Below are 17,766 nucleotides of genomic sequence, written 5' to 3' on the forward strand. Positions count from 1 at the left end.
CTACCATTCAATCGAATCGATGGAAACAGGATTGGGATTGACCGTAATCTTCCGTACTTTCGCATCATTGATATGAATGACACGATCAGCGATTGGTGCAATTGCTGCATTATGGGTGACAATAACAACTGTTGTTCCAGATTCTCGGCTCATGTTTTGCAGAACTTTCAGAATTGATTTGCCAGTATTATAGTCTAAGGCACCAGTTGGTTCATCACATAGGAGAATCTTTGGATTTTTCGCAACGGCACGGGCAATCGCTACTCGCTGCTGCTCACCTCCAGAAAGCTGGGCAGGGAAGTTATCAAGTCTGTCTGCCAGCCCTACGTCCCGCAGCACCTTCCTCGCATCAAGCGCATCTCGGACAATACTTGCTGCAAGCTCCACATTTTCAGTGGCCGTCAGGTTGGGCAACAAATTATAGAACTGAAACACAAATCCAACATCATTTCTGCGGTAGGCCGTTAATTGCCGGGTATTATACTTAGCAATATTGTTGCCATCAACCATGACATCCCCCTCATCATTCGTATCCATACCGCCTAATATATTGAGGACTGTCGATTTACCGGCTCCAGAGGCTCCAAGAATGATGGCAAGCTCGCCCTTTTCTATGGTGAAGTTTATTCCGTTATTGGCGACGATTGTGGTCTCCCCTGACTGATAGCGTTTATAGCTGTCAATCATCTCAATGTACGCCACATACATCCTCTCCTTTCCGTCAGCAATTTTATTAGGTATAGTAAAACTATAATACCTTTTTGAAGCCCAGTTCAATGTGCAGATTTTAAAAAGTGTCTATTTTAGAATAATAAAATAGAGGGGCTGTTTTTATAATAGGAAAGAGTGATTCACATTCATGGAAAATAAAAAACGGCGAACGATTACGCATATCGAGGAAACCCTTCTACAATTAATGGAGACGAAAAGCATCGATGAAATCAAGGTCACCGATATTACTCGCCTGGCTAACATAAGCCGTGGAACCTTCTACCTTTACTTCATCGACCGATATGATCTGCTTGAGAAAATAGAAAACAACATAATGGACTCTCTCATGGAAATCCTTGATACTTCTCAATCCATTATCACCCCGCCCTCCGAAACGGAAAACCCAGCGATTGATCGTACCATCTCCTTTATTTATGAGCATGCTGACACGATTAAAATTCTGCTCAGTCCCAATGGCCATCCAAAGTTCTATATACGAATCAAATCCTTTATCCGAAAACTCATCGAGAAAGAACAAAAGAAACAAAAAGGAGAAGCTCGATACATAGAAGGTATTCCGCAAGACTATGCAGAGGAAATCCTTATCGGAAGCATTTTAAGCATCCTTGAACATTGGATTAAGAAGGAGGAAATGGAAACCCCTGAAGAGATTAGCCAGCTGATTATCCGTACGCGGTTCATCTCTCCATTCGATATGCTCGATCATTAAAGAAGGCTGTTATCGGAGTGATTATTGCTCTTGTTTAATAGTTCGTTGAGATTTGATCCACAGATTCTTGGTATTTAGGGCAGTAGTATACCAGACCATCGTACAGCAGTAGTGTCATAAGGGACGCAATTTATATATAAAATCTGGGCTCTTATTTAAGAAAACTCTATACCATTGTTCGCCTTCTTTAATATCTGATACTCGAACTTGATAAGTCATTTCAAAGATCATAGAAAAAACCTCCAAATAAACAATATATTCTAACTATTCAATTCGACAGAGGGCTTTCCCTCTTCTACAAGCTGCCGCGTTTCTCCATTTACGTATCTACATAAAAGGGCATTAACCCTTCTTGGATTAATGCCACCATTTGATTAAGTACATTTCAAATCAATAGATATTTTATTCAATCCCACTTAGAGTTCTTTTCTATAACCAATCAAAACATATGCACTTAGACATATCTGAATAACACTTAAAATCAAAAACGGCGTTGTTACGATATATGTTTCTTGCACTAGCATATACTGGAGAATCAAGCCGAAAAAGAAAAGGGCACCCATTATCATCGAAATATACCACGAACTATTCCCCCTGCTTACAAAGCTAAATAAAGAAGCTATGATATTACCTAGTCCGAATATGAAAATGGCAAGAATACCAGGCATAACCCAACTATCGAAAGGAAGATTATTTGCCCAGCTTTCGGGGTACTGCTCGGCAAAGATTCCGTCGTTTGAACGGACCATTTGAATGCCGCAATAAATGGCGCCTAATGCCAAAAGTAAATCATAAATGCTCAACATTCTTGCTCTTGTTGTTTGCATCATTTCCCCCCCATCGTTCATAATATTTGTTCAAATACCTTCATATTAGTTATTAATTCTTTCTACGAGTCTTTTATTCCTTCTTTTGATTAACTCCCCTTAGTTGAAGAAGCCATACTCCATTCAATGCACCGCTAAATAGATGCATAAGCAACAATCCGTGCGAAAACAATACAAAACTGAACCTGCTTTATTCCAGGTTCAGTTTTGTATACTCTATTCTGCTTCTATCGCTAAAGCTGTAACAGGCGCAAAGCCTTTTGTCTTCCGAAAATGCATGCGGTGAGGGAAATTTACCATGGCATCTGAACAATCAATTAAATCTAAATTCAACTTCTCAATCGTCTCGCAATCAATGATGACAGATAGGATGCATTCACGCTTCATATGGCCTATTTCCGTATACAGCATCTCGTCATAAGCATGAATAACCACCTTCTCAAGAGGCAAGAGCGCAAACAAATCACGTGCGATACGGATGACACTGCTGCACACATAATCCTGCTGAAGCTCATAATAGCGCGTCTTTGTCAAAGCCTTCTCAGACACCTTCCCTGTCTTCGTCAGCTTTTTCTCCTTCAGCGGTACCATCTCCTCAAAATGTACATCGAACTGGACTTCCATATAGGATGGGTCATCGGTCGAGAATTCAAATCCGCTCCCGAATTCAGTCAAGTCTCCGAGCGGGTCCATCTCCTGAATAGCACGGAAATAGGCATCAATGTCCCCGGCTAAAATATCGTTCGAAAGAGTCGTTAGCTCTGCCCAATTCTGATAGGCAGAATCATCCTCTTCCTTTCCCTTTGTTACAGCAAGCTCGAGCTTCTGGCGCTTCAATAATTGGCGCCCCTTAAAGATTCGCTCCAACCATGTCGGCTGATATGCCTCAAGCGCTTGCCTTGCCTCTTTCTCCTTCGGGCCTGCCTGTCCAGCTTGGAATGGCGGTTCCGCTTTCGCTAAATACGCCCAATCCACTGGTTCATCAGCCTCTTTATGGATGCTCTTCAATAGCTCCACTTGGTTTTCATACATGTCCACTTCTAATTGGGCAAGCTCAAGCTGTTCCATTCTCTCTTTCGCGTTCTGCCCGCTGCAGTGCTTGACGCTGCTGATAAGCACTTGACTTAGCCCGGCTGCCTCCGCTCTTTGTGCTTGTATAGTAAAGACCTGACCCTGGAATACCAGCACTTGCTGTCCTCCGCCCGCTCGTATTGACAGAATAGCGGACCCCCTTGCCGCCAATACTGAGCCCTGCGCTCTTCTTACCGACATTGATGCGTACTCCTGGAGCAATCTTGAAGCTTTTTCTGAAACGTAACCCCATGTCTGCTTCTCCCCCTTCCCTTCGTTCACCTTTTTTCTTTATCTTGGCGATCATATGTCGTATTTTGTCGACTATAAAAAGACCTGGTCTTTTCGATTAATGAATGAACCCATTCAAATATTGATACAGATCGGAAAGCTCTTCCTCTTTCGCCACAATACAGTTTGGATATTGCTTAATTTCTGCCACATTGGAGATTTTGAAATCATTCGGAGTCGGAAGTCCTGAGGCACAAATGATTAAATAATCCGCGTAATGGATCAGCCCTGTCACAGCAGACATTTTGATGGTCATCTGACCCATCGCTCTCCCTGCAAATAATCCCTTCATAGCACTCTTTCCGCTCGTTCTTTCAATAATAATCTTGCTTTCATCCACCATCACTCTTGTTCCCGATTTCAAATCAAATTGCTTCATGTCTTCTGTCTCCCTTCATGTTCATTCTCGATGGAATAATAGGGCGCTTTCTTTATTTAATAAATATGGACGACAATAGCCAACTGTATCGGAAAGGGGAAGCACCTCCGGATGTAGCCGGATATGAAGCTCCTTTTCGATATAGTCTCTTCTTTTCAAGATTCTCTCCCATAATTCCGGACTGTTCTCCTGAATTTCTTCACGCAGCTGCTCGTCTGCCAGAGCAATCCCGGTTTCAGCGCTCGCTCCTGCGTATCCTTGTACAGATGGTATAATGTCAATTTGCAGAAGCATTCCGCTCTTCAGCTCTGTGCTCGATTGTGGATAAACTGGGGATGACAGCCACTCTTCATCAGCCGTTAGATGGCCTGGATTCAAATGCCAATGGTAATCCTCCTTCGGCAGTACCTCTTCAATGATTTCATAAAGCTCGCCGCCATTCATACCAATCTTGATTTGTTCAAGCCAGGCAACAACAGCCGCATAGTATGGAATCGCCGCTCGCTCAAGATAATCTTGAACATCCGCCGGAAGCTCCTCCGTGTTATTCACAACATATCCCGACCTGCTGGCCAATCCACCCTTAAAGCCCGTTGTCGCAGAAAACTTATCCCCAAGCTGGACCGCCTTATTTCTCGGATAAATGACTGCGTTCGTGAACCGGTCTCCCGTTGCACAGATAGCCGTCACATTATGCGGCTGACCGAATGCCGACAAAGAGGAGGCGAGTTCCATTTCCGTCTTTCCAATCTCCACTTGATTCAATACATCTAGTACACAATCAGAAGCAAGACTTGAGCCATATTCATAATGCTCGATTTCGTTGGCATTATTGGTTGTTCTAATTCCGCCATTCTCCCCCATGAACAGGGCGCTTGCATTCATGGCCTCACCGCCATGCTCTTTCGCAAGTCTTTGGAGGATATCTACGATGAAATAGGGAACATCAAATAATTGGCGATTGTCCTCAAAATGGCTCGTAAATACCTTCCAGCCAATAATCCCGATTGTTTTCCCGCGAAAATCAATTGCATCACTTATGATGTCTCTCAAACTGCGGTCATTCTCCATCGGCTGATTTGGCAATGAAAAATACGGAACATGAACAAGCTGAGCCTTCATGCGAGAATGAGGAGCCATCTTTACGTTTTCATTCCCAAGGAATAGGATTTCCTCTCCAGTAGAGGCAATCGCAAGCATAGCCTCCTCAAAACGGGGAATAAATCCCGTCAAATACTCAAAGTTTGCCCCATGCTCCCGGTCTGCATAGACAAATACAAGATCAACCCCATTATCCTTCATTGCTTGTAGCAGCTTGTTCTTTCTTTCACGAAAAGTTTCATCCGAAAGAATCGCCGGACGGTTATTGAAAACAGGTTCTAGATATCGAACCTTCCTTAATGAAAAATTCTTATGATGATAGATTTCTTTTAGACTCTTCATGAACAGCTTCCTCTCTAGTAACACTATTCTATAAATCATTTTAATATAGTTATCACACATACAAAAGGAAGATTAATTCTAAAAGTGTGCGCTAGGTCACATGATTTCATCGTGAACTAGCTTATAGTAATCAAAGGAAAACTATCCTATTCTACATTCAATTTATTCTCATAGATAAACCTATACGAAAGGAGCGTAAGAGGATGGAGACCTTAACGAAGGAACAAATTCTTGAAGAACTAGAAGATGTCATGGACCCAGAGCTTGGAGTTGATATTGTCAATCTCGGCCTCGTCTATGACGTGGAACTCATCCAGCCGCACAGCGTCAAAATCACCATGACCATGACCTCCATGGGCTGCCCAATGGCCGGACGGATTGTCGCCGATGTCAAAGAAGTATTGCTGCTTAATCTGCCGATGATCAAAGACGTTCAAGTGGATATTGTGTGGAGCCCTCCTTGGTCTAAGGAACGCATGTCTCGATTGGCGAAGCTTGCCTTAGGGGTTCATGGGTGAGGTAAGTCTTTACGTGTGAAAAAGCCCTGAATAATAACGATTCAGGGCTTCTCTTTTTGGGTGGAAAATGAGGTTTATGTAATTTAGTAACCTTTTCTTTATTCCAGCTAATTTTTATAGCCTAAAAACGTCCGCAGTTTCTCACTTTGAGGATGGGTTAATACCTCCTTTGCCATACCTTGCTCCTCAATTCGCCCATTGGCCATAAAAATAGCCCTGTCTGCCGCTTCCTTTGCAAAGTTCATCTCATGTGTGACAACAACCATTGTCATCCCTTCCTCTGCAACCTTTCTAATTACCTGAAGCACCTCCCCGACTAATTCTGGATCTAAAGCAGATGTCGGCTCATCAAATAACATTACTTTAGGACGCATCGCCAATGCCCTTGCAATAGCGACTCTTTGTTGCTGTCCTCCAGATAATTTCTTTGGATAGTCATTTTTCTTTTCCTCTAAACCCACCTTTTTCAGCAGCCTAATGGCATCTTCTTCAACCTCTTTTCTTGGTCGTTTTAAAACATGGATAGGCGCTACGATAATATTCTCTAGTGCTGTCATATGCGGAAATAGATTGAATTGCTGAAACACCATTCCCACTTCTCTTTTGATATGAGCAATATTCGCTTTATTGTTATTCAAAAGAACGTTATCAACAATAATTTTCCCACTCGTCACTTTTTCTAGATGATTGAGGCATCTCAACAAGGTGCTTTTCCCTGAACCACTAGATCCTATTAGAGATACAACTTCCCCTGTTTGAATGGTCAAATCAATTCCTTTTAAAACCTCGAGAGTTCCAAAGTGCTTATGTACATCAATCATTTCAATCATTACATTAGAAAATTGATTATCCATCCCCACTATCCTCCAATGCACATCTTCTAGACTTCCCCGATTGACATCCGCTTCTCTACTCTAGTTAAGATAAACGTGAAAATCGTAGTCATAAATAGATAAAAAGCAGCAGCTACTATATAAAACTCAATAAACGCATAATTGGATGCTGCATATCGCTGCGATACCATCAATAGCTCTGATACGGTTACAAGTGAGGCTAATGAGGAATCCTTTAACATCATGATTGCCTGGTTTCCTAATGAAGGCAGAGATACACGCAATGCCTGTGGCAATACAATTTTTCTCATTCTCAAGAAATACCCCATTCCCAATGATTCTGCCGCTTCCATTTGCCCCTGGGAGATGGACATGATTCCTCCCCGATAAATCTCGGCAATATAAGCCGCGGCATTGATTCCTAAAGCCACAACAGCAGCTGTCATTGGTGTTAATTCAATGCCGACCTGAGGTAACCCATAATAAATTAAAAATAACTGCACAAGCATAGGGGTTCCTCTGATGATCCATAAATAAAGATTAGCGAAGTGAACGAGGACCTTGATCGTTGAGATCTTAAGTAAAGCGACAACTAGTCCTAAAACGAGCCCAAAGGCCGTTGATAGGATGGAAATCTTCAAAGTGACCCATGCAGCTTCTATCATGAAGGGTAGATAATCAACCACTAAGCCAAAGTCCAGCATATCTATCTCTCCCTCTATTCATAAATACTTGTTCCGAACCATTTCTCACTAATATCTTTATATGTTCCATCCTTCACCATATCTTTAATATGTTGATCAATCTCTTTAACTAGCTCCTTTTCTCCCTTGTTCACCGTAATTCCAGCAACTTCATCATAGAGAATATTGCCTACCGGTGAAAGATCGTAATCATTCTCGACAATGATATTTCCTCCAACAGCCTTATCAGTAATGGCACCATCAATCCTGCCATTAGACAAATCTAGAAATGACAATAAATCAGACTTATAGAGCACTGGCTCGCCACCAAGCCTTTCCACCTCTTTCGTGAAAGTAGTCCCCGTTACAACACCTATTTTCTTACCCTTTAAATCTGTATTGACATCTTTTATATCTGTATTCGATGGAGCAAATAACTGAGCGCCCGTTCGATAATATGGTTCAGTGAAATCTACCTTCTGCTTTCTCTCCTCTGTAATGGCCATACTTGAGATAATGATTTCATATTTATTAGATAACAAGCCTCCAATAATGGAATCCCAAGGAGTTGCCACAAAATTCACCTTCACTCCCATACGCTTGGCTATTTCATTCGTAATATCTACATCAAAACCCTCCAGTTCATTCGAGCTATTATAGAAATTAAATGGCGGATATGCCCCTTCAATACCCACATTAATTTCTTCCTTCTCCTTAATTTGCTCAAGCACATTCCTTTCATCATTATCCTTATTAAAATCACATGCCGCCATTACATTCATAAAGATGAGAATCATAATAAATAGAAAACCTTTTTTCATTTCTTCCCCTCCTTATCTTCCCAATGTTTTTCAATCCAGTTTAAAAGTACCTTTCTCATAAACTTGTCTTTTTCTAGTCTATAAACCTCAAGAATAAGAAATGACTAAAATATATCCTCATGAACTTCCTTTTTAGATCGAACAGTAAGAGTGACTAACCTACAACCGCTTGCAACACCGTATATACCTAAGTTTCATTAATATCTCTTCAACAATAAAAAAAGTATAGACCGTCTTATCCGACAATCTATACTTCAACAAAAACCTCTATTTACTTACTCCGGAACACTCACCCATTCCAAACCTATTTACATTTCATCATCAAGCGAAATATTATCCAATGAAACCCCAATGGTTTCTGTTTCCTCTGGTGCAAGGATTAATTTCACCTTTTGTTTTGTACCAGGATTAAAATTTTCTAAAAGAATATTGTCGTTTCCAACAACGATTCCATCTTTATCTTTATATTGAACATTATAAAAGATCGATTCAAATTCAATTTCTGAAGTATTTTCAACGATAGCTGTATATGTGATATCGCCATATTCATCCTCTGACTTTTCAAAGGTGATTTCTTGTGCTAGCTTTTCAGCATATTTATTGGCTTCATTCTCTTTATTAATGACAGTTGCTTGCTCTTTGAAATCCTTATAGGTTTGCTGGTGTTCTTCATCAATTTCTACACCATACTCATCCACCAATTTAATCAATGCAGGCTTTCTTAGCTTCTCTGATTCTTCACTATACTGGTATTGCAGCTCGTAATCTGTCGTTTTAAACATTTCAATTTGGATTTTGGCTCCTTCAACGTACTGGCTGGCAGTATCTTTTAAGTCTTTATCCTCTACATTTTCTAAGCTTTCTTCAATGGTCTTTAGTTCTGCCTCAAGAATCTCGACATTTTTCTTGTTATACTCTTCTTCATCAATGTCTTCATTGAGTTTATCTTGTGCCGTCCATCTTCGATTGATTGCTTTGCTGAAATCCTCGATGAATATCTCATCCGGGGACTTACTTTTCTTTGCTGATTGGTCTGAACATCCCCATAAACTGATAGATAATAGCAGCGCCATTATAAGATAGATTCCTTTTTTCATGTTTAACACTCCCCATTCTTCAAGTCTCTATATTATTATTTTAGTATAAAAATATATTTGTCATATATCTTTTTAAGGCTTTTTTCTTTATCATTTTTACGTGACATCTTTATCACTTTTTTCTTCTCCTCATTAAATGCAGTAGATGCCTTTTTATAGATTTAAGCAGCCTATTATTCCGTTACGAAATAAATGAAGTCAAAAAAATCCCGCATTTCCCAGCAGGATTTTTTTGACCTATCTATTATTTAAAAAGTAGAATTCTATACTTGATGTAAACATCTCGAGTTCATCATCGCAACTTACGTATAGAAATCTTCCAGTCACTGCCTGTGCCAATTCCATACGTATGAGCAAATGATTTCTGATTGAGAGCCAATCCGAGGTTATCAAGGGAATTGACATACAGAATCGCATCCTCTAGCTCACTGTCCGCGAAGGAGCGCCCATAAATGACCTCCTCCTCATACCGGACAGTTTTATCCTTTTCAATCTTGATTAATACTTTATCACCCAATGGGATATTCAATTGCTTAAATAGTTCTCTTGGGACATTGGTCCATAGGTTTCCAAATCTTATATCTAATATTTCAATAATACCTTTGATTTCATCTTCCTTTTTATATAATTCAGAGAGAGGGAATTCCACAAGTGACTTTACGTCAATCTTTGGTCCGACTTCCTTAAAGCTGATCACACCAGCGGCGATTCTTGCTCCTGTATAAGCATATACATCACGTCCATGGAAGGTATAAGATTCTCCCGAGCGGGGAAGGCGGTTCACCTTCTCATCAATCAGCCTTGCCTCTGTGATGCCAATCTTATTCTTAATATGGGATAATGTACCGTTATCGGGTGTGACTACATAATGCCCGGCAGATGTCTTCGCCACAATACTGCGGCGGTCGCAGCCAACTCCTGGGTCAACCACTGATACAAATACCGTGCCCTCTGGCCAATACGGAATGGCCTGCAAGAGACGATAGGAGCCTTCCCAAATATTGAACGTCGGAATGTCATGCGTATTATTGCTAATCTTCAGCGAGGGATCGACTGATAAGGCCACCCCGTACATGGCACTGACCGCCCCATCGCTTAATCCGAAATCAGATTGAAATACTAATAATCGTTTCATCACAATCCCACCTATCTGTATGCATATAAATAAAAAACACCACGTCCTCCTATTCGTTAAGGACGTGGTGTGATTGCACGCGGTACCACCTTAATTCACTATTTATTCACATAAACAGCCTCAGTAAGTGCATAAACGAATCAATCGTTTTTTACACTCTGGTATGGATAACGAGTACCAAATCTCGCCGAATCCTACTCGCAATAGAATACTCGATCCTTTCAGCACGAGGCTCAGAGGCCATGTTCAATCAAGTTCCTTCCCGCTTCTTTTCAGCTGCCGAAGCTCTCTTTAGAGAAATCATCTTAATCTACTCTTCTCTTCAATGCCTTTTAAATATTTTGAATTATTTATATATTATCTAGGTTCATGATCATATGTCAATAACAATAATAGACAAAAGTGTCCTACTTGATGAAACTATCACCAGAGCTTCCATAGAAGTAACGGTCGAGCCCAATCGCCGCCAACGGACCCTTTAAAATAATATCAAGCAGCATATTCGCAATCATTTCCGGTGGCTCCTTCGAATCCGTCTGCAGCCAGTAAGTTAACACCCCTAAATGGGCAGAGGAAATATAGGCATAGTATAATTCCAATGGATAATGCATTTGATTCTCTTCCGATGCTTTAGAGAAAACATCCTCGATATTGTAAACGAAGACTTCCCGTATCTTCTCCTTAAAATGAGCATCCCCATTCGCACTCAGGATGACCTTCATGAAATCAGCCTCTTCACGAAAGCATTCAAGCAAACGAATAATGAAAACAAGGCGGTCCTTTGCGAACCCCTCCATATCGGGATGGTTCGTAAACGGCAGTTCATCAATAATCGCTTGAATCTTCGCAAATAGTTCCCCCTCAAGCTTGTCCAAAAGGTCGTATTTATCTAAGTAATGCAGATAAAAGGTGCCTCTATTGATTCCCGCACGTTCCGTTAAATCTCGCACGGAAATCTTCTCAAAGTTCTTTTCCTCCAATAAGGAAATAAAGGTTTCCTTAATCTCTTTTTTCGTCCTGATGACACGGCGGTCATAGTTATTGGTCATGGATTATCCTCTTTCCCAAAAAGTTAATGAACACATTTTTGAATCTGTCGTTTAATGAACATCTCCATCAAAATTGATGATGGTGTATTGGTTATATCTAGGATAAGATAAACACGTAATTTAATCAACACAGTGTTCATAAATAGATGAGGAGGAATACAAGTGAAAGACAATAAATTTTTCTTCGCTGCATTTGGTGCCGTTCTCGTATTATTATTCGTCTTTGTTTCCACTGCCATTCCAAGTGCACGCTCCAACCCGAAAGACCTGCCGATTGCCCTTGTATCAGAAGACCAAGGCGTGATGGGAGAAACAATGGTCAACATGATTCAGACGAATGTTAAAACTTCAAAAAACGAGACATTCAAATTCACGGTGGTTAAAAACACGGACGAAATGAATGAGCTGTTGGATAAGAAAGAAATCTACGGTGCTCTCGTGATTCCTAATGATTTCTCCGAGAAATACGCTTCGCTTCAAACAGCAGCGCCAGAATCACCAGCCTTACAGGTCTATGTGAACCAAGGAATGAATACAAACGTAGCAACTGTAGTGAATCAGGCGCTAACCGCCATGGTCACACAGCTGAACACCAATATGAGTCAGCAATTATTTGCGGCCATGAAAGAAAAAAATGTGACTTTATCAACTGAACAAGCACAAATTTTCGCTTCCCCAATCCAAAGCGAGGTCATCATGGTCAACCAAACAGGAGACTTAGCCATGGCTCCAACCTCTCTATTCCAGCCGATTTGGCTAGGAAGCATTATCAGTGCCGTATTAATGTGGTTTGCAGGACGTAAGCGTGTATTCAATTCCATTGGCGAACAGCTCAAATTTCGCTTATTGCAGATCGGTGTCGGAGCTGCGCTTGGGTTCTTCACTGGCTATCTCGCCACATGGCTGTCCACCTGGATGCTCGGCTTTGAATACGCAAGCTTCAATGATGTAGCCTTATTCGCCTCCATCGCAAGCTGCGGTTTCATCCTGCTGGTCTTGGCCGCATTAAGCTGGATTGGCTATGCCGCCCTGCCGATTTTCGTACTCTTGATGTTCTTCGGTCTCCCATTAGTCCAGCTTGCACCAGAGATGATGCCAGCGTTCTATGCTGACTGGATCTACCCATGGATGCCTATGCGTTTCCTCTTTGACGGGCTGAAGGAAATTCTTTTCTTTAACGGATCCGCATGGAATGACAGCGCCCAAATCCTCTGTTGGATTGCCGCTGTTTCTGCCATTGCCATTACAGCGAAAGCTTCCGCTAAGACAGCTAAAACAGAATAGGTGCAGATACAAAGAAATCTTGTCAGCTTTTTTAGAGCCGGCAAGATTTCTTTTTTATTGATTCAATTGATGTATTTTCCGTCCCATGGATTCGAGGATATAGACGACTGGCACTTGTGTCGTAATATTAGAACCCTCGCAAAATTCCTCAGTCACAAAATAAGAGATATTCATATCTGATATCTTTGCCACCGTTGAATTATTATGGTTTGTTATACTGATAATTTTGCTTCCCTTATGCTTAAACTGATTAAGATGAGTCACCGTAAAATGATTTTCTCCTGAGACCGACAAGACAATCGTCACACTATCCTGCATGAGACTGGAATTTACCGGGAAGAGGGGATCCTTAATATGCACGGAAAATTTCCCAATGCTTGAGAAATACCTGGCCCCATACTCAGCCAGAATCCCCGAGCTGCCAATTCCTAAGAAAATGACATTCTCCGCTTTACCGACCATAGCTGCAGCTTCCTTCACCTTTTGATCTAAATCACCCTTCAAGGTTCGCTCATAAAATTCCACAAAGGAATGCTCGGCATTTTTGATTGGCTGCTTCTTCTCCTGTGTTAAGTACATCTTTAATTTAATCTTAAATTCAGAAAAACCGTCACAGTTTATTTTTTTACAAAAGCGTTGAATGGTCGCTGTAGAAACATGCGTTTCATCCGCCAATTCGCGGATTCTCATATAAACAACCTTCTCGCCATTCTGGCATATGTATTGATAAATAGCTGTTTCCAGCTCATTGAACGAACGAATGACTTCACTTGAGAACATAGAATAAATACGCTCCTTCTCCTAAGAAGATTGACAACATTAGTTTAACATAGTTCAAGAAAAGTCACATGGTGTGACAGTTATGAAACAAATGATTTTTTGTGTCATCCCGGACATAATGCAGCCAATGGATGTTTCACAAAGCCTCCCCCCGTTATCATAAAGAGGTAGAGAAATGATTCAACAACGGAGGGGTTCAAATGATTAAATTAGTGCTAACTGATATGGACGGAACTTTCTTAAAAAACAACGGGGATTATAACAGGGAGCTGTACAAGGAAGTTAAGCAGCTGATGGAGGAGAAAAATGTCTACTTCGCCCCTGTCACCGGGAAACAATGTGAACGGGTTGAGGAGCTATTCGGAGAAGATGCTAAAGATTTATGGATATTAGGAGACAGCGCAACAAGAATCAAGCATAACGGGGAATTTGTCTATGAATCCCTGCTAAGCAATGAACTCGGCCAGAAAATCATCCAGCTTCTCGAGGAATTAAGTCCAGACCATACCATTATTGCGTGCACACAAAGCGGTGCGGTCATTAAGGACTCCACATCCCAAGAGGAAGCAGCGATTGTCCGCCGATCCTATGCACAAGTCAGACAAGCAGCTGATTTCAGCGAAATAAAGGAAGACTTCATCAAAATCACAATTCATGATTCGTTGAATAGATGCATAGAAACGCGGGAGAAACTATCCCCATTCTTTGATTCCGCCTATATCGTCGCATCGGAGGCGGCTTGGATTGATATCACAAATGCAAATGTGCATAAAGGCACCACTGTCCAGCATTTACAGGAGCTATTGAATGTCACACCAGCAGAAACAATGGTATTCGGTGATACATACAATGACATCGAGCTGATGGCATGTGCTGAATACAGCTTTGCCGTCCGCAACGCCGTGCAAGAAGTAAAAGATGCGGCTAATTATATCACTCGCTCCAACGAGGAAGACGGGGTATTAAGGACGATTAAGCATTTCTTGTCGCTGCAAGGATAAAAAGTTCGCAAGCGCTAATCTGATGTGGATTAGCGCTTTTTTTATTTATTTCAAAAGACTGCCCTGAAACGGCACAACCAGAAAGTCCTGCTGACCCAATGTTTCAGCAAATAAGTTCATCTATTTGACAGAATAATTTGCAGGCGTTAACATACCCTTAGGGGTATAAAAACCAAAGGAGGCATACAGAATGAACAACATTACTGTTTACTCAACAAATACTTGTCCTTACTGCACAATGATGAAGCAATTCCTTGATTCTCAAGGATTAAACTACAAAGAGGTGAACGTGCAAGCAGATCCGATTGCCGCACAACGATTAGTCCAAGAAACTGGACAGATGGGTGTACCGCAAACAAATGTAAATGGTCACTGGGTTCTTGGGTTTGACCCTGAGAGCTTAATGCAGTATGTTCAAAAATAATAGACGCAAGCGAGGCTTGAAGACTTCATAGACAAGTCTTCAAGCTTTTTTCATATTATCCGCATCCCTTTCTTAATCAATCCTTAACAAAAGGTCTTCATCATGGGAATAAAGGAGTCGTTGTTCATGAATGATGTTGGAATAGTATTTGCTCTCGCAGCTGGATTGCTGTCCTTCTTTTCCCCATGCGTATTTCCGCTTTTGCCCGCCTATATTACCCACCTGACCGGGGGAGGAATTGAAAACGCCAAACTGCAGGTAGACCGAAGAAAGCTATACTTCCGTTCTTTTGGATTTATTATTGGATTCAGCATGGTCTTTATTGCTCTTGGTGCCTCCGCCAGCTTTATCGGAATGGTCTTGATGAATTACCGCGTAATCATCATGCAGATAGCAGGACTGTTGATCATTATCTTTGGCTTGCAGATGGCTGGCTTGCTCAACTTTAAATTCCTGCTGATGGAGAAAAAATTCCATACAAAATCTGATTCAAAGGGCATGTTTGGCTCTGTTTTGCTCGGGATGGCATTTGCCAGCGGCTGGTCCCCTTGTGTGGGGCTTGCCCTTTCTTCCATTCTCTTATTAGCAAGTTCATCCGATACGTTGAGCCAGGGGATTCTCTTATTAACGGCCTATTCACTCGGAATGGCCATCCCGTTTTTCATCATCTCAGTCGTGATTTCATATTCATTAAAGACAATCCGCAAGATTAATAAGTACTTATCGAAACTTGCATTTGTCAATGGAATGATTATGGTTGCCCTAGGTTTTCTTGTCTTAAGCGGTCAGATGCAAAAAATCAGCGCCTGGCTTTCCGCTTACAGCCTGTTTCCATTCTAAGTAGGCTGGTTCATATTATTTTGTAAAGGATGATTACTTTGCTCAATAAGAATCTAATCGGAAAAACAGTTCTTGTGGTAGAGGATGACCCCAAGATTCGAAAACTCGTGAAAATTTACTTACAAAAAGATGGTTATGAGGTAATGGAAGCAGCAGATGGTCAAGAGGCCATGAAGAAAATTGAGCAGTTTGATCCATGTATCTTAATTCTTGACCTGATGCTCCCAAAAATCAGCGGTGAAGAGCTTTGCCGATGGGTGCGAGAAGATTTAAAAAGTATGATGCCCATTATTATGCTTACCGCTAAGATATCAGAAAAAAATCGCATACAGGGCTTCAAGCTCGGGGCAGATGATTATGTCGTCAAACCCTTTAGTCCTGTGGAGCTGATGGTGCGCATCGAAGCCGTCCTTCGAAGAACCTCAAGCCGATGCGGAAAACTAAGTTTTACCGGCTTTACGCTTAAGCCAGCCAAAGGGGAAGCACTCATTAATGGAGAGGCACTTGAACTGACACAATTTGAATTTAAACTGCTTCATTTATTCATGAAGCATCCTAATCAAGTTTTATCGCGAGAACAGATACTAAACGATATTTATGAAAATAATCAAAAGGCCGTTCTAGAGCGGACAATTGATGTGCATATCAAGCATTTGCGGGAAAAAATCAAGGAAAAGACACCGAAGGATTATATCCAGACGGTAAGAGGAATGGGGTATAAATTTGTCGGCGTTTAGGAAATTGCCTCATTTATTATCTCGTCTCGTTGTGCTGAATAGCCTTGTCGTGCTGCTCGTAATTCTCCTTGCCGCTTTTTCAATCAAAGAATACGCTTGTTTTCTCGTAAACTCCGAACAGATTACTGGCCAGGACCTAGTCGATACCTTAAACAGATATCTATGGAAGATTAGTATGGCCACATTTGTCATTGCCGGCTTGTTCCATTATTTCACTGTCCGAAAAATGATGGATCCTATTAGAAATTTATCCGTGGCCGCTAAAGAGGTTAGGAATGGACAGATTCCTAAGGAGGTAATCGTGCCTTCTTCAGGAGAATTGAAGGAACTAACGGAGAACTTTAATTCAATGACAGCTGCGCTTGGGTCTTTTCAGGAAAAACGAGAAGAAATGCTTCGTGACATTGCACACGAGCTGCGTACGCCATTAACCAACATCAACGGCTATCTTGAGGCTTTGCAATCTGGTGTCATTGACGGCGACCCGGAGTTATTCGGCTCGCTGCTTGAGGAATCACGCCGAATGACAAGCATTGTGGAACGGATTACAGAGCTTAACACATGGAGCAATGGCATGTATTTCTCGGAAAAACCATTCGAACCATTACCTGTCCACACCATTCTAAGAGAATCATTAAATGTCTTCCGTTTAAAGCTGGATGAAACATTTAATCAACAGGAAATCCATATAGAGCCTGCAATCATCATGGGCAATAAAAACGGACTTAAGCAAATATTCACCAATATCCTGCAAAATACGCTCGATTACAATACAGGAAGCGATTTAACGATAACAGCTTCTCACTCTGGAAATCTCTTCACCATATCGATCTCTCATACAGGACAGTTCATTGCTCCAGAAAAAAAGCACTTACTATTTGAACGGTTCTATCGTTTAGAGGAATCCAGAAGTACAAAATCGAACGGAGCTGGCTTAGGATTAGCTATTGCTAAGAGTATCGCAGCTGCCCATAGGGGAGAAATCGCTTTACAAACAGATGGCATTCACCATACGTTTAACATTATCCTCCCAATAGATAGGGATCGATAAATATGCGCATGTTTTCTTAATCAAACCTTAATAAAAGCCTTCCATACTAATGACAGAAGAG

Annotated in this window: 20 protein-coding genes and 1 other annotated feature; of the genes, 8 read left to right on the forward strand and 12 right to left on the reverse strand. The window is 41.3% G+C overall.

Annotation, left to right across the window (positions count from 1 at the left end):
- Positions 1-702, reverse strand: a complete 702-nt coding sequence (locus ACY8DX_RS18765) for an ABC transporter ATP-binding protein (protein ID WP_049669567.1) — start codon at positions 700-702, stop codon at positions 1-3.
- Between the two features lie 157 nt (positions 703-859).
- Here ACY8DX_RS18765 and ACY8DX_RS18770 point away from each other — a divergent pair, with 157 nt between their 5' ends.
- A complete protein-coding gene (locus ACY8DX_RS18770; RefSeq protein WP_462405809.1) occupies positions 860-1,441 on the forward strand; it encodes a TetR/AcrR family transcriptional regulator in 582 nt (193 codons plus the stop codon).
- A gap of 416 nt (positions 1,442-1,857) precedes the next feature.
- Here the strand turns inward: ACY8DX_RS18770 and ACY8DX_RS18775 are convergent, their stop codons facing one another.
- From ACY8DX_RS18775 to ACY8DX_RS18790, 4 genes are all read right to left on the reverse strand, one after another.
- Complete coding sequence (locus tag ACY8DX_RS18775; protein ID WP_462405810.1) at positions 1,858-2,271, reverse strand: hypothetical protein; 414 nt, start codon at positions 2,269-2,271, stop codon at positions 1,858-1,860.
- A 1,051-nt stretch (positions 2,272-3,322) separates the two neighbouring features.
- The gene (locus tag ACY8DX_RS18780) at positions 3,323-3,592 is read right to left on the reverse strand and encodes a DUF4236 domain-containing protein (RefSeq protein WP_462405811.1); all 270 of its coding nucleotides are present in this window, start codon (positions 3,590-3,592) and stop codon (positions 3,323-3,325) included.
- A gap of 96 nt (positions 3,593-3,688) precedes the next feature.
- A complete protein-coding gene (locus tag ACY8DX_RS18785) occupies positions 3,689-4,009 on the reverse strand; it encodes a hypothetical protein (RefSeq protein WP_439803469.1) in 321 nt (106 codons plus the stop codon).
- Between the two features lie 21 nt (positions 4,010-4,030).
- Entirely contained in the window at positions 4,031-5,452 is a 1,422-nt protein-coding gene (locus ACY8DX_RS18790) for a M24 family metallopeptidase (protein ID WP_462405812.1), read from the reverse strand.
- A 203-nt stretch (positions 5,453-5,655) separates the two neighbouring features.
- On the opposite strand from ACY8DX_RS18790, the gene ACY8DX_RS18795 reads away from it, so the two are divergent.
- Complete coding sequence (locus tag ACY8DX_RS18795) at positions 5,656-5,970, forward strand: metal-sulfur cluster assembly factor (RefSeq protein WP_439803467.1); 315 nt, start codon at positions 5,656-5,658, stop codon at positions 5,968-5,970.
- Between the two features lie 107 nt (positions 5,971-6,077).
- Here ACY8DX_RS18795 and ACY8DX_RS18800 read toward each other — a convergent pair whose 3' ends face one another.
- The 6 genes from ACY8DX_RS18800 to ACY8DX_RS18825 form a co-directional block, all read right to left on the reverse strand.
- Entirely contained in the window at positions 6,078-6,800 is a 723-nt protein-coding gene (locus tag ACY8DX_RS18800; RefSeq protein ID WP_462406980.1) for an amino acid ABC transporter ATP-binding protein, read from the reverse strand.
- 50 nt (positions 6,801-6,850) lie between these two features.
- Positions 6,851-7,507, reverse strand: a complete 657-nt coding sequence (locus ACY8DX_RS18805; RefSeq protein ID WP_462405813.1) for an amino acid ABC transporter permease — start codon at positions 7,505-7,507, stop codon at positions 6,851-6,853.
- A gap of 14 nt (positions 7,508-7,521) precedes the next feature.
- Positions 7,522-8,307 carry a transporter substrate-binding domain-containing protein gene (locus tag ACY8DX_RS18810; RefSeq protein WP_462405814.1) on the reverse strand — a complete coding sequence of 262 codons (786 nt, stop codon included), beginning with the start codon at positions 8,305-8,307 and terminating at the stop codon, positions 7,522-7,524.
- A gap of 308 nt (positions 8,308-8,615) precedes the next feature.
- Positions 8,616-9,404 carry a hypothetical protein gene (locus tag ACY8DX_RS18815; protein WP_462405815.1) on the reverse strand — a complete coding sequence of 263 codons (789 nt, stop codon included), beginning with the start codon at positions 9,402-9,404 and terminating at the stop codon, positions 8,616-8,618.
- Between the two features lie 292 nt (positions 9,405-9,696).
- Entirely contained in the window at positions 9,697-10,542 is an 846-nt protein-coding gene (locus tag ACY8DX_RS18820) for an SAM hydrolase/SAM-dependent halogenase family protein (protein ID WP_462405816.1), read from the reverse strand.
- Between the two features lie 52 nt (positions 10,543-10,594).
- Positions 10,595-10,874 (reverse strand) — a binding site (T-box leader).
- 72 nt (positions 10,875-10,946) lie between these two features.
- Positions 10,947-11,588 carry a TetR/AcrR family transcriptional regulator gene (locus tag ACY8DX_RS18825; protein ID WP_049669553.1) on the reverse strand — a complete coding sequence of 214 codons (642 nt, stop codon included), beginning with the start codon at positions 11,586-11,588 and terminating at the stop codon, positions 10,947-10,949.
- Between the two features lie 162 nt (positions 11,589-11,750).
- Between ACY8DX_RS18825 and ACY8DX_RS18830 the strand changes: the two genes are divergently transcribed.
- The gene (locus ACY8DX_RS18830) at positions 11,751-12,872 is read left to right on the forward strand and encodes a YhgE/Pip domain-containing protein (protein ID WP_462405817.1); all 1,122 of its coding nucleotides are present in this window, start codon (positions 11,751-11,753) and stop codon (positions 12,870-12,872) included.
- Between the two features lie 54 nt (positions 12,873-12,926).
- On the opposite strand, the gene ACY8DX_RS18835 is transcribed toward ACY8DX_RS18830, so the two are convergent.
- Positions 12,927-13,652, reverse strand: a complete 726-nt coding sequence (locus tag ACY8DX_RS18835; RefSeq protein WP_462405818.1) for a MurR/RpiR family transcriptional regulator — start codon at positions 13,650-13,652, stop codon at positions 12,927-12,929.
- Positions 13,653-13,852: 200 nt separating this feature from the next.
- Between ACY8DX_RS18835 and ACY8DX_RS18840 the strand changes: the two genes are divergently transcribed.
- The 5 genes from ACY8DX_RS18840 to ACY8DX_RS18860 all read left to right on the forward strand — a co-directional run bounded on the left by ACY8DX_RS18840 (position 13,853) and on the right by ACY8DX_RS18860 (position 17,705).
- Positions 13,853-14,653: an HAD family hydrolase gene (locus tag ACY8DX_RS18840; protein ID WP_462405819.1), complete on the forward strand. Its 801-nt coding sequence runs from the start codon at positions 13,853-13,855 to the stop codon at positions 14,651-14,653.
- Positions 14,654-14,843: 190 nt separating this feature from the next.
- On the forward strand, positions 14,844-15,077 hold the full coding sequence (locus ACY8DX_RS18845) for a glutaredoxin family protein (RefSeq protein WP_049669549.1): 234 nt from the start codon (positions 14,844-14,846) through the stop codon (positions 15,075-15,077).
- 126 nt (positions 15,078-15,203) lie between these two features.
- A complete protein-coding gene (locus ACY8DX_RS18850; RefSeq protein WP_462405820.1) occupies positions 15,204-15,917 on the forward strand; it encodes a cytochrome c biogenesis CcdA family protein in 714 nt (237 codons plus the stop codon).
- A 38-nt stretch (positions 15,918-15,955) separates the two neighbouring features.
- Entirely contained in the window at positions 15,956-16,654 is a 699-nt protein-coding gene (locus ACY8DX_RS18855; protein WP_462405821.1) for a response regulator transcription factor, read from the forward strand.
- On the forward strand, positions 16,641-17,705 hold the full coding sequence (locus ACY8DX_RS18860; RefSeq protein WP_462405822.1) for a HAMP domain-containing sensor histidine kinase: 1,065 nt from the start codon (positions 16,641-16,643) through the stop codon (positions 17,703-17,705). The genes ACY8DX_RS18855 and ACY8DX_RS18860 overlap by 14 nt, the downstream gene beginning before the upstream one ends.
- Positions 17,706-17,766 lie beyond the last annotated feature (61 nt).

Source organism: Gracilibacillus sp. Marseille-QA3620, assembly GCF_054950035.1.

Coding starts and splice junctions, on each gene's coding strand:
- ACY8DX_RS18770 (WP_462405809.1), top strand. CDS start 860: ATGGAAAATAAAAAACGGCGAACGATTACGCATATCGAGGAAACCCTT.
- ACY8DX_RS18775 (WP_462405810.1), bottom strand. CDS start 2,271: ATGATGCAAACAACAAGAGCAAGAATGTTGAGCATTTATGATTTACTT.
- ACY8DX_RS18780 (WP_462405811.1), bottom strand. CDS start 3,592: ATGGGGTTACGTTTCAGAAAAAGCTTCAAGATTGCTCCAGGAGTACGC.
- ACY8DX_RS18785 (WP_439803469.1), bottom strand. CDS start 4,009: ATGAAGCAATTTGATTTGAAATCGGGAACAAGAGTGATGGTGGATGAA.
- ACY8DX_RS18790 (WP_462405812.1), bottom strand. CDS start 5,452: ATGAAGAGTCTAAAAGAAATCTATCATCATAAGAATTTTTCATTAAGG.
- ACY8DX_RS18795 (WP_439803467.1), top strand. CDS start 5,656: ATGGAGACCTTAACGAAGGAACAAATTCTTGAAGAACTAGAAGATGTC.
- ACY8DX_RS18800 (WP_462406980.1), bottom strand. CDS start 6,800: ATGATTGAAATGATTGATGTACATAAGCACTTTGGAACTCTCGAGGTT.
- ACY8DX_RS18805 (WP_462405813.1), bottom strand. CDS start 7,507: ATGCTGGACTTTGGCTTAGTGGTTGATTATCTACCCTTCATGATAGAA.
- ACY8DX_RS18810 (WP_462405814.1), bottom strand. CDS start 8,307: ATGAAAAAAGGTTTTCTATTTATTATGATTCTCATCTTTATGAATGTA.
- ACY8DX_RS18815 (WP_462405815.1), bottom strand. CDS start 9,404: ATGAAAAAAGGAATCTATCTTATAATGGCGCTGCTATTATCTATCAGT.
- ACY8DX_RS18825 (WP_049669553.1), bottom strand. CDS start 11,588: ATGACCAATAACTATGACCGCCGTGTCATCAGGACGAAAAAAGAGATT.
- ACY8DX_RS18835 (WP_462405818.1), bottom strand. CDS start 13,652: ATGTTCTCAAGTGAAGTCATTCGTTCGTTCAATGAGCTGGAAACAGCT.
- ACY8DX_RS18840 (WP_462405819.1), top strand. CDS start 13,853: ATGATTAAATTAGTGCTAACTGATATGGACGGAACTTTCTTAAAAAAC.
- ACY8DX_RS18845 (WP_049669549.1), top strand. CDS start 14,844: ATGAACAACATTACTGTTTACTCAACAAATACTTGTCCTTACTGCACA.
- ACY8DX_RS18850 (WP_462405820.1), top strand. CDS start 15,204: ATGAATGATGTTGGAATAGTATTTGCTCTCGCAGCTGGATTGCTGTCC.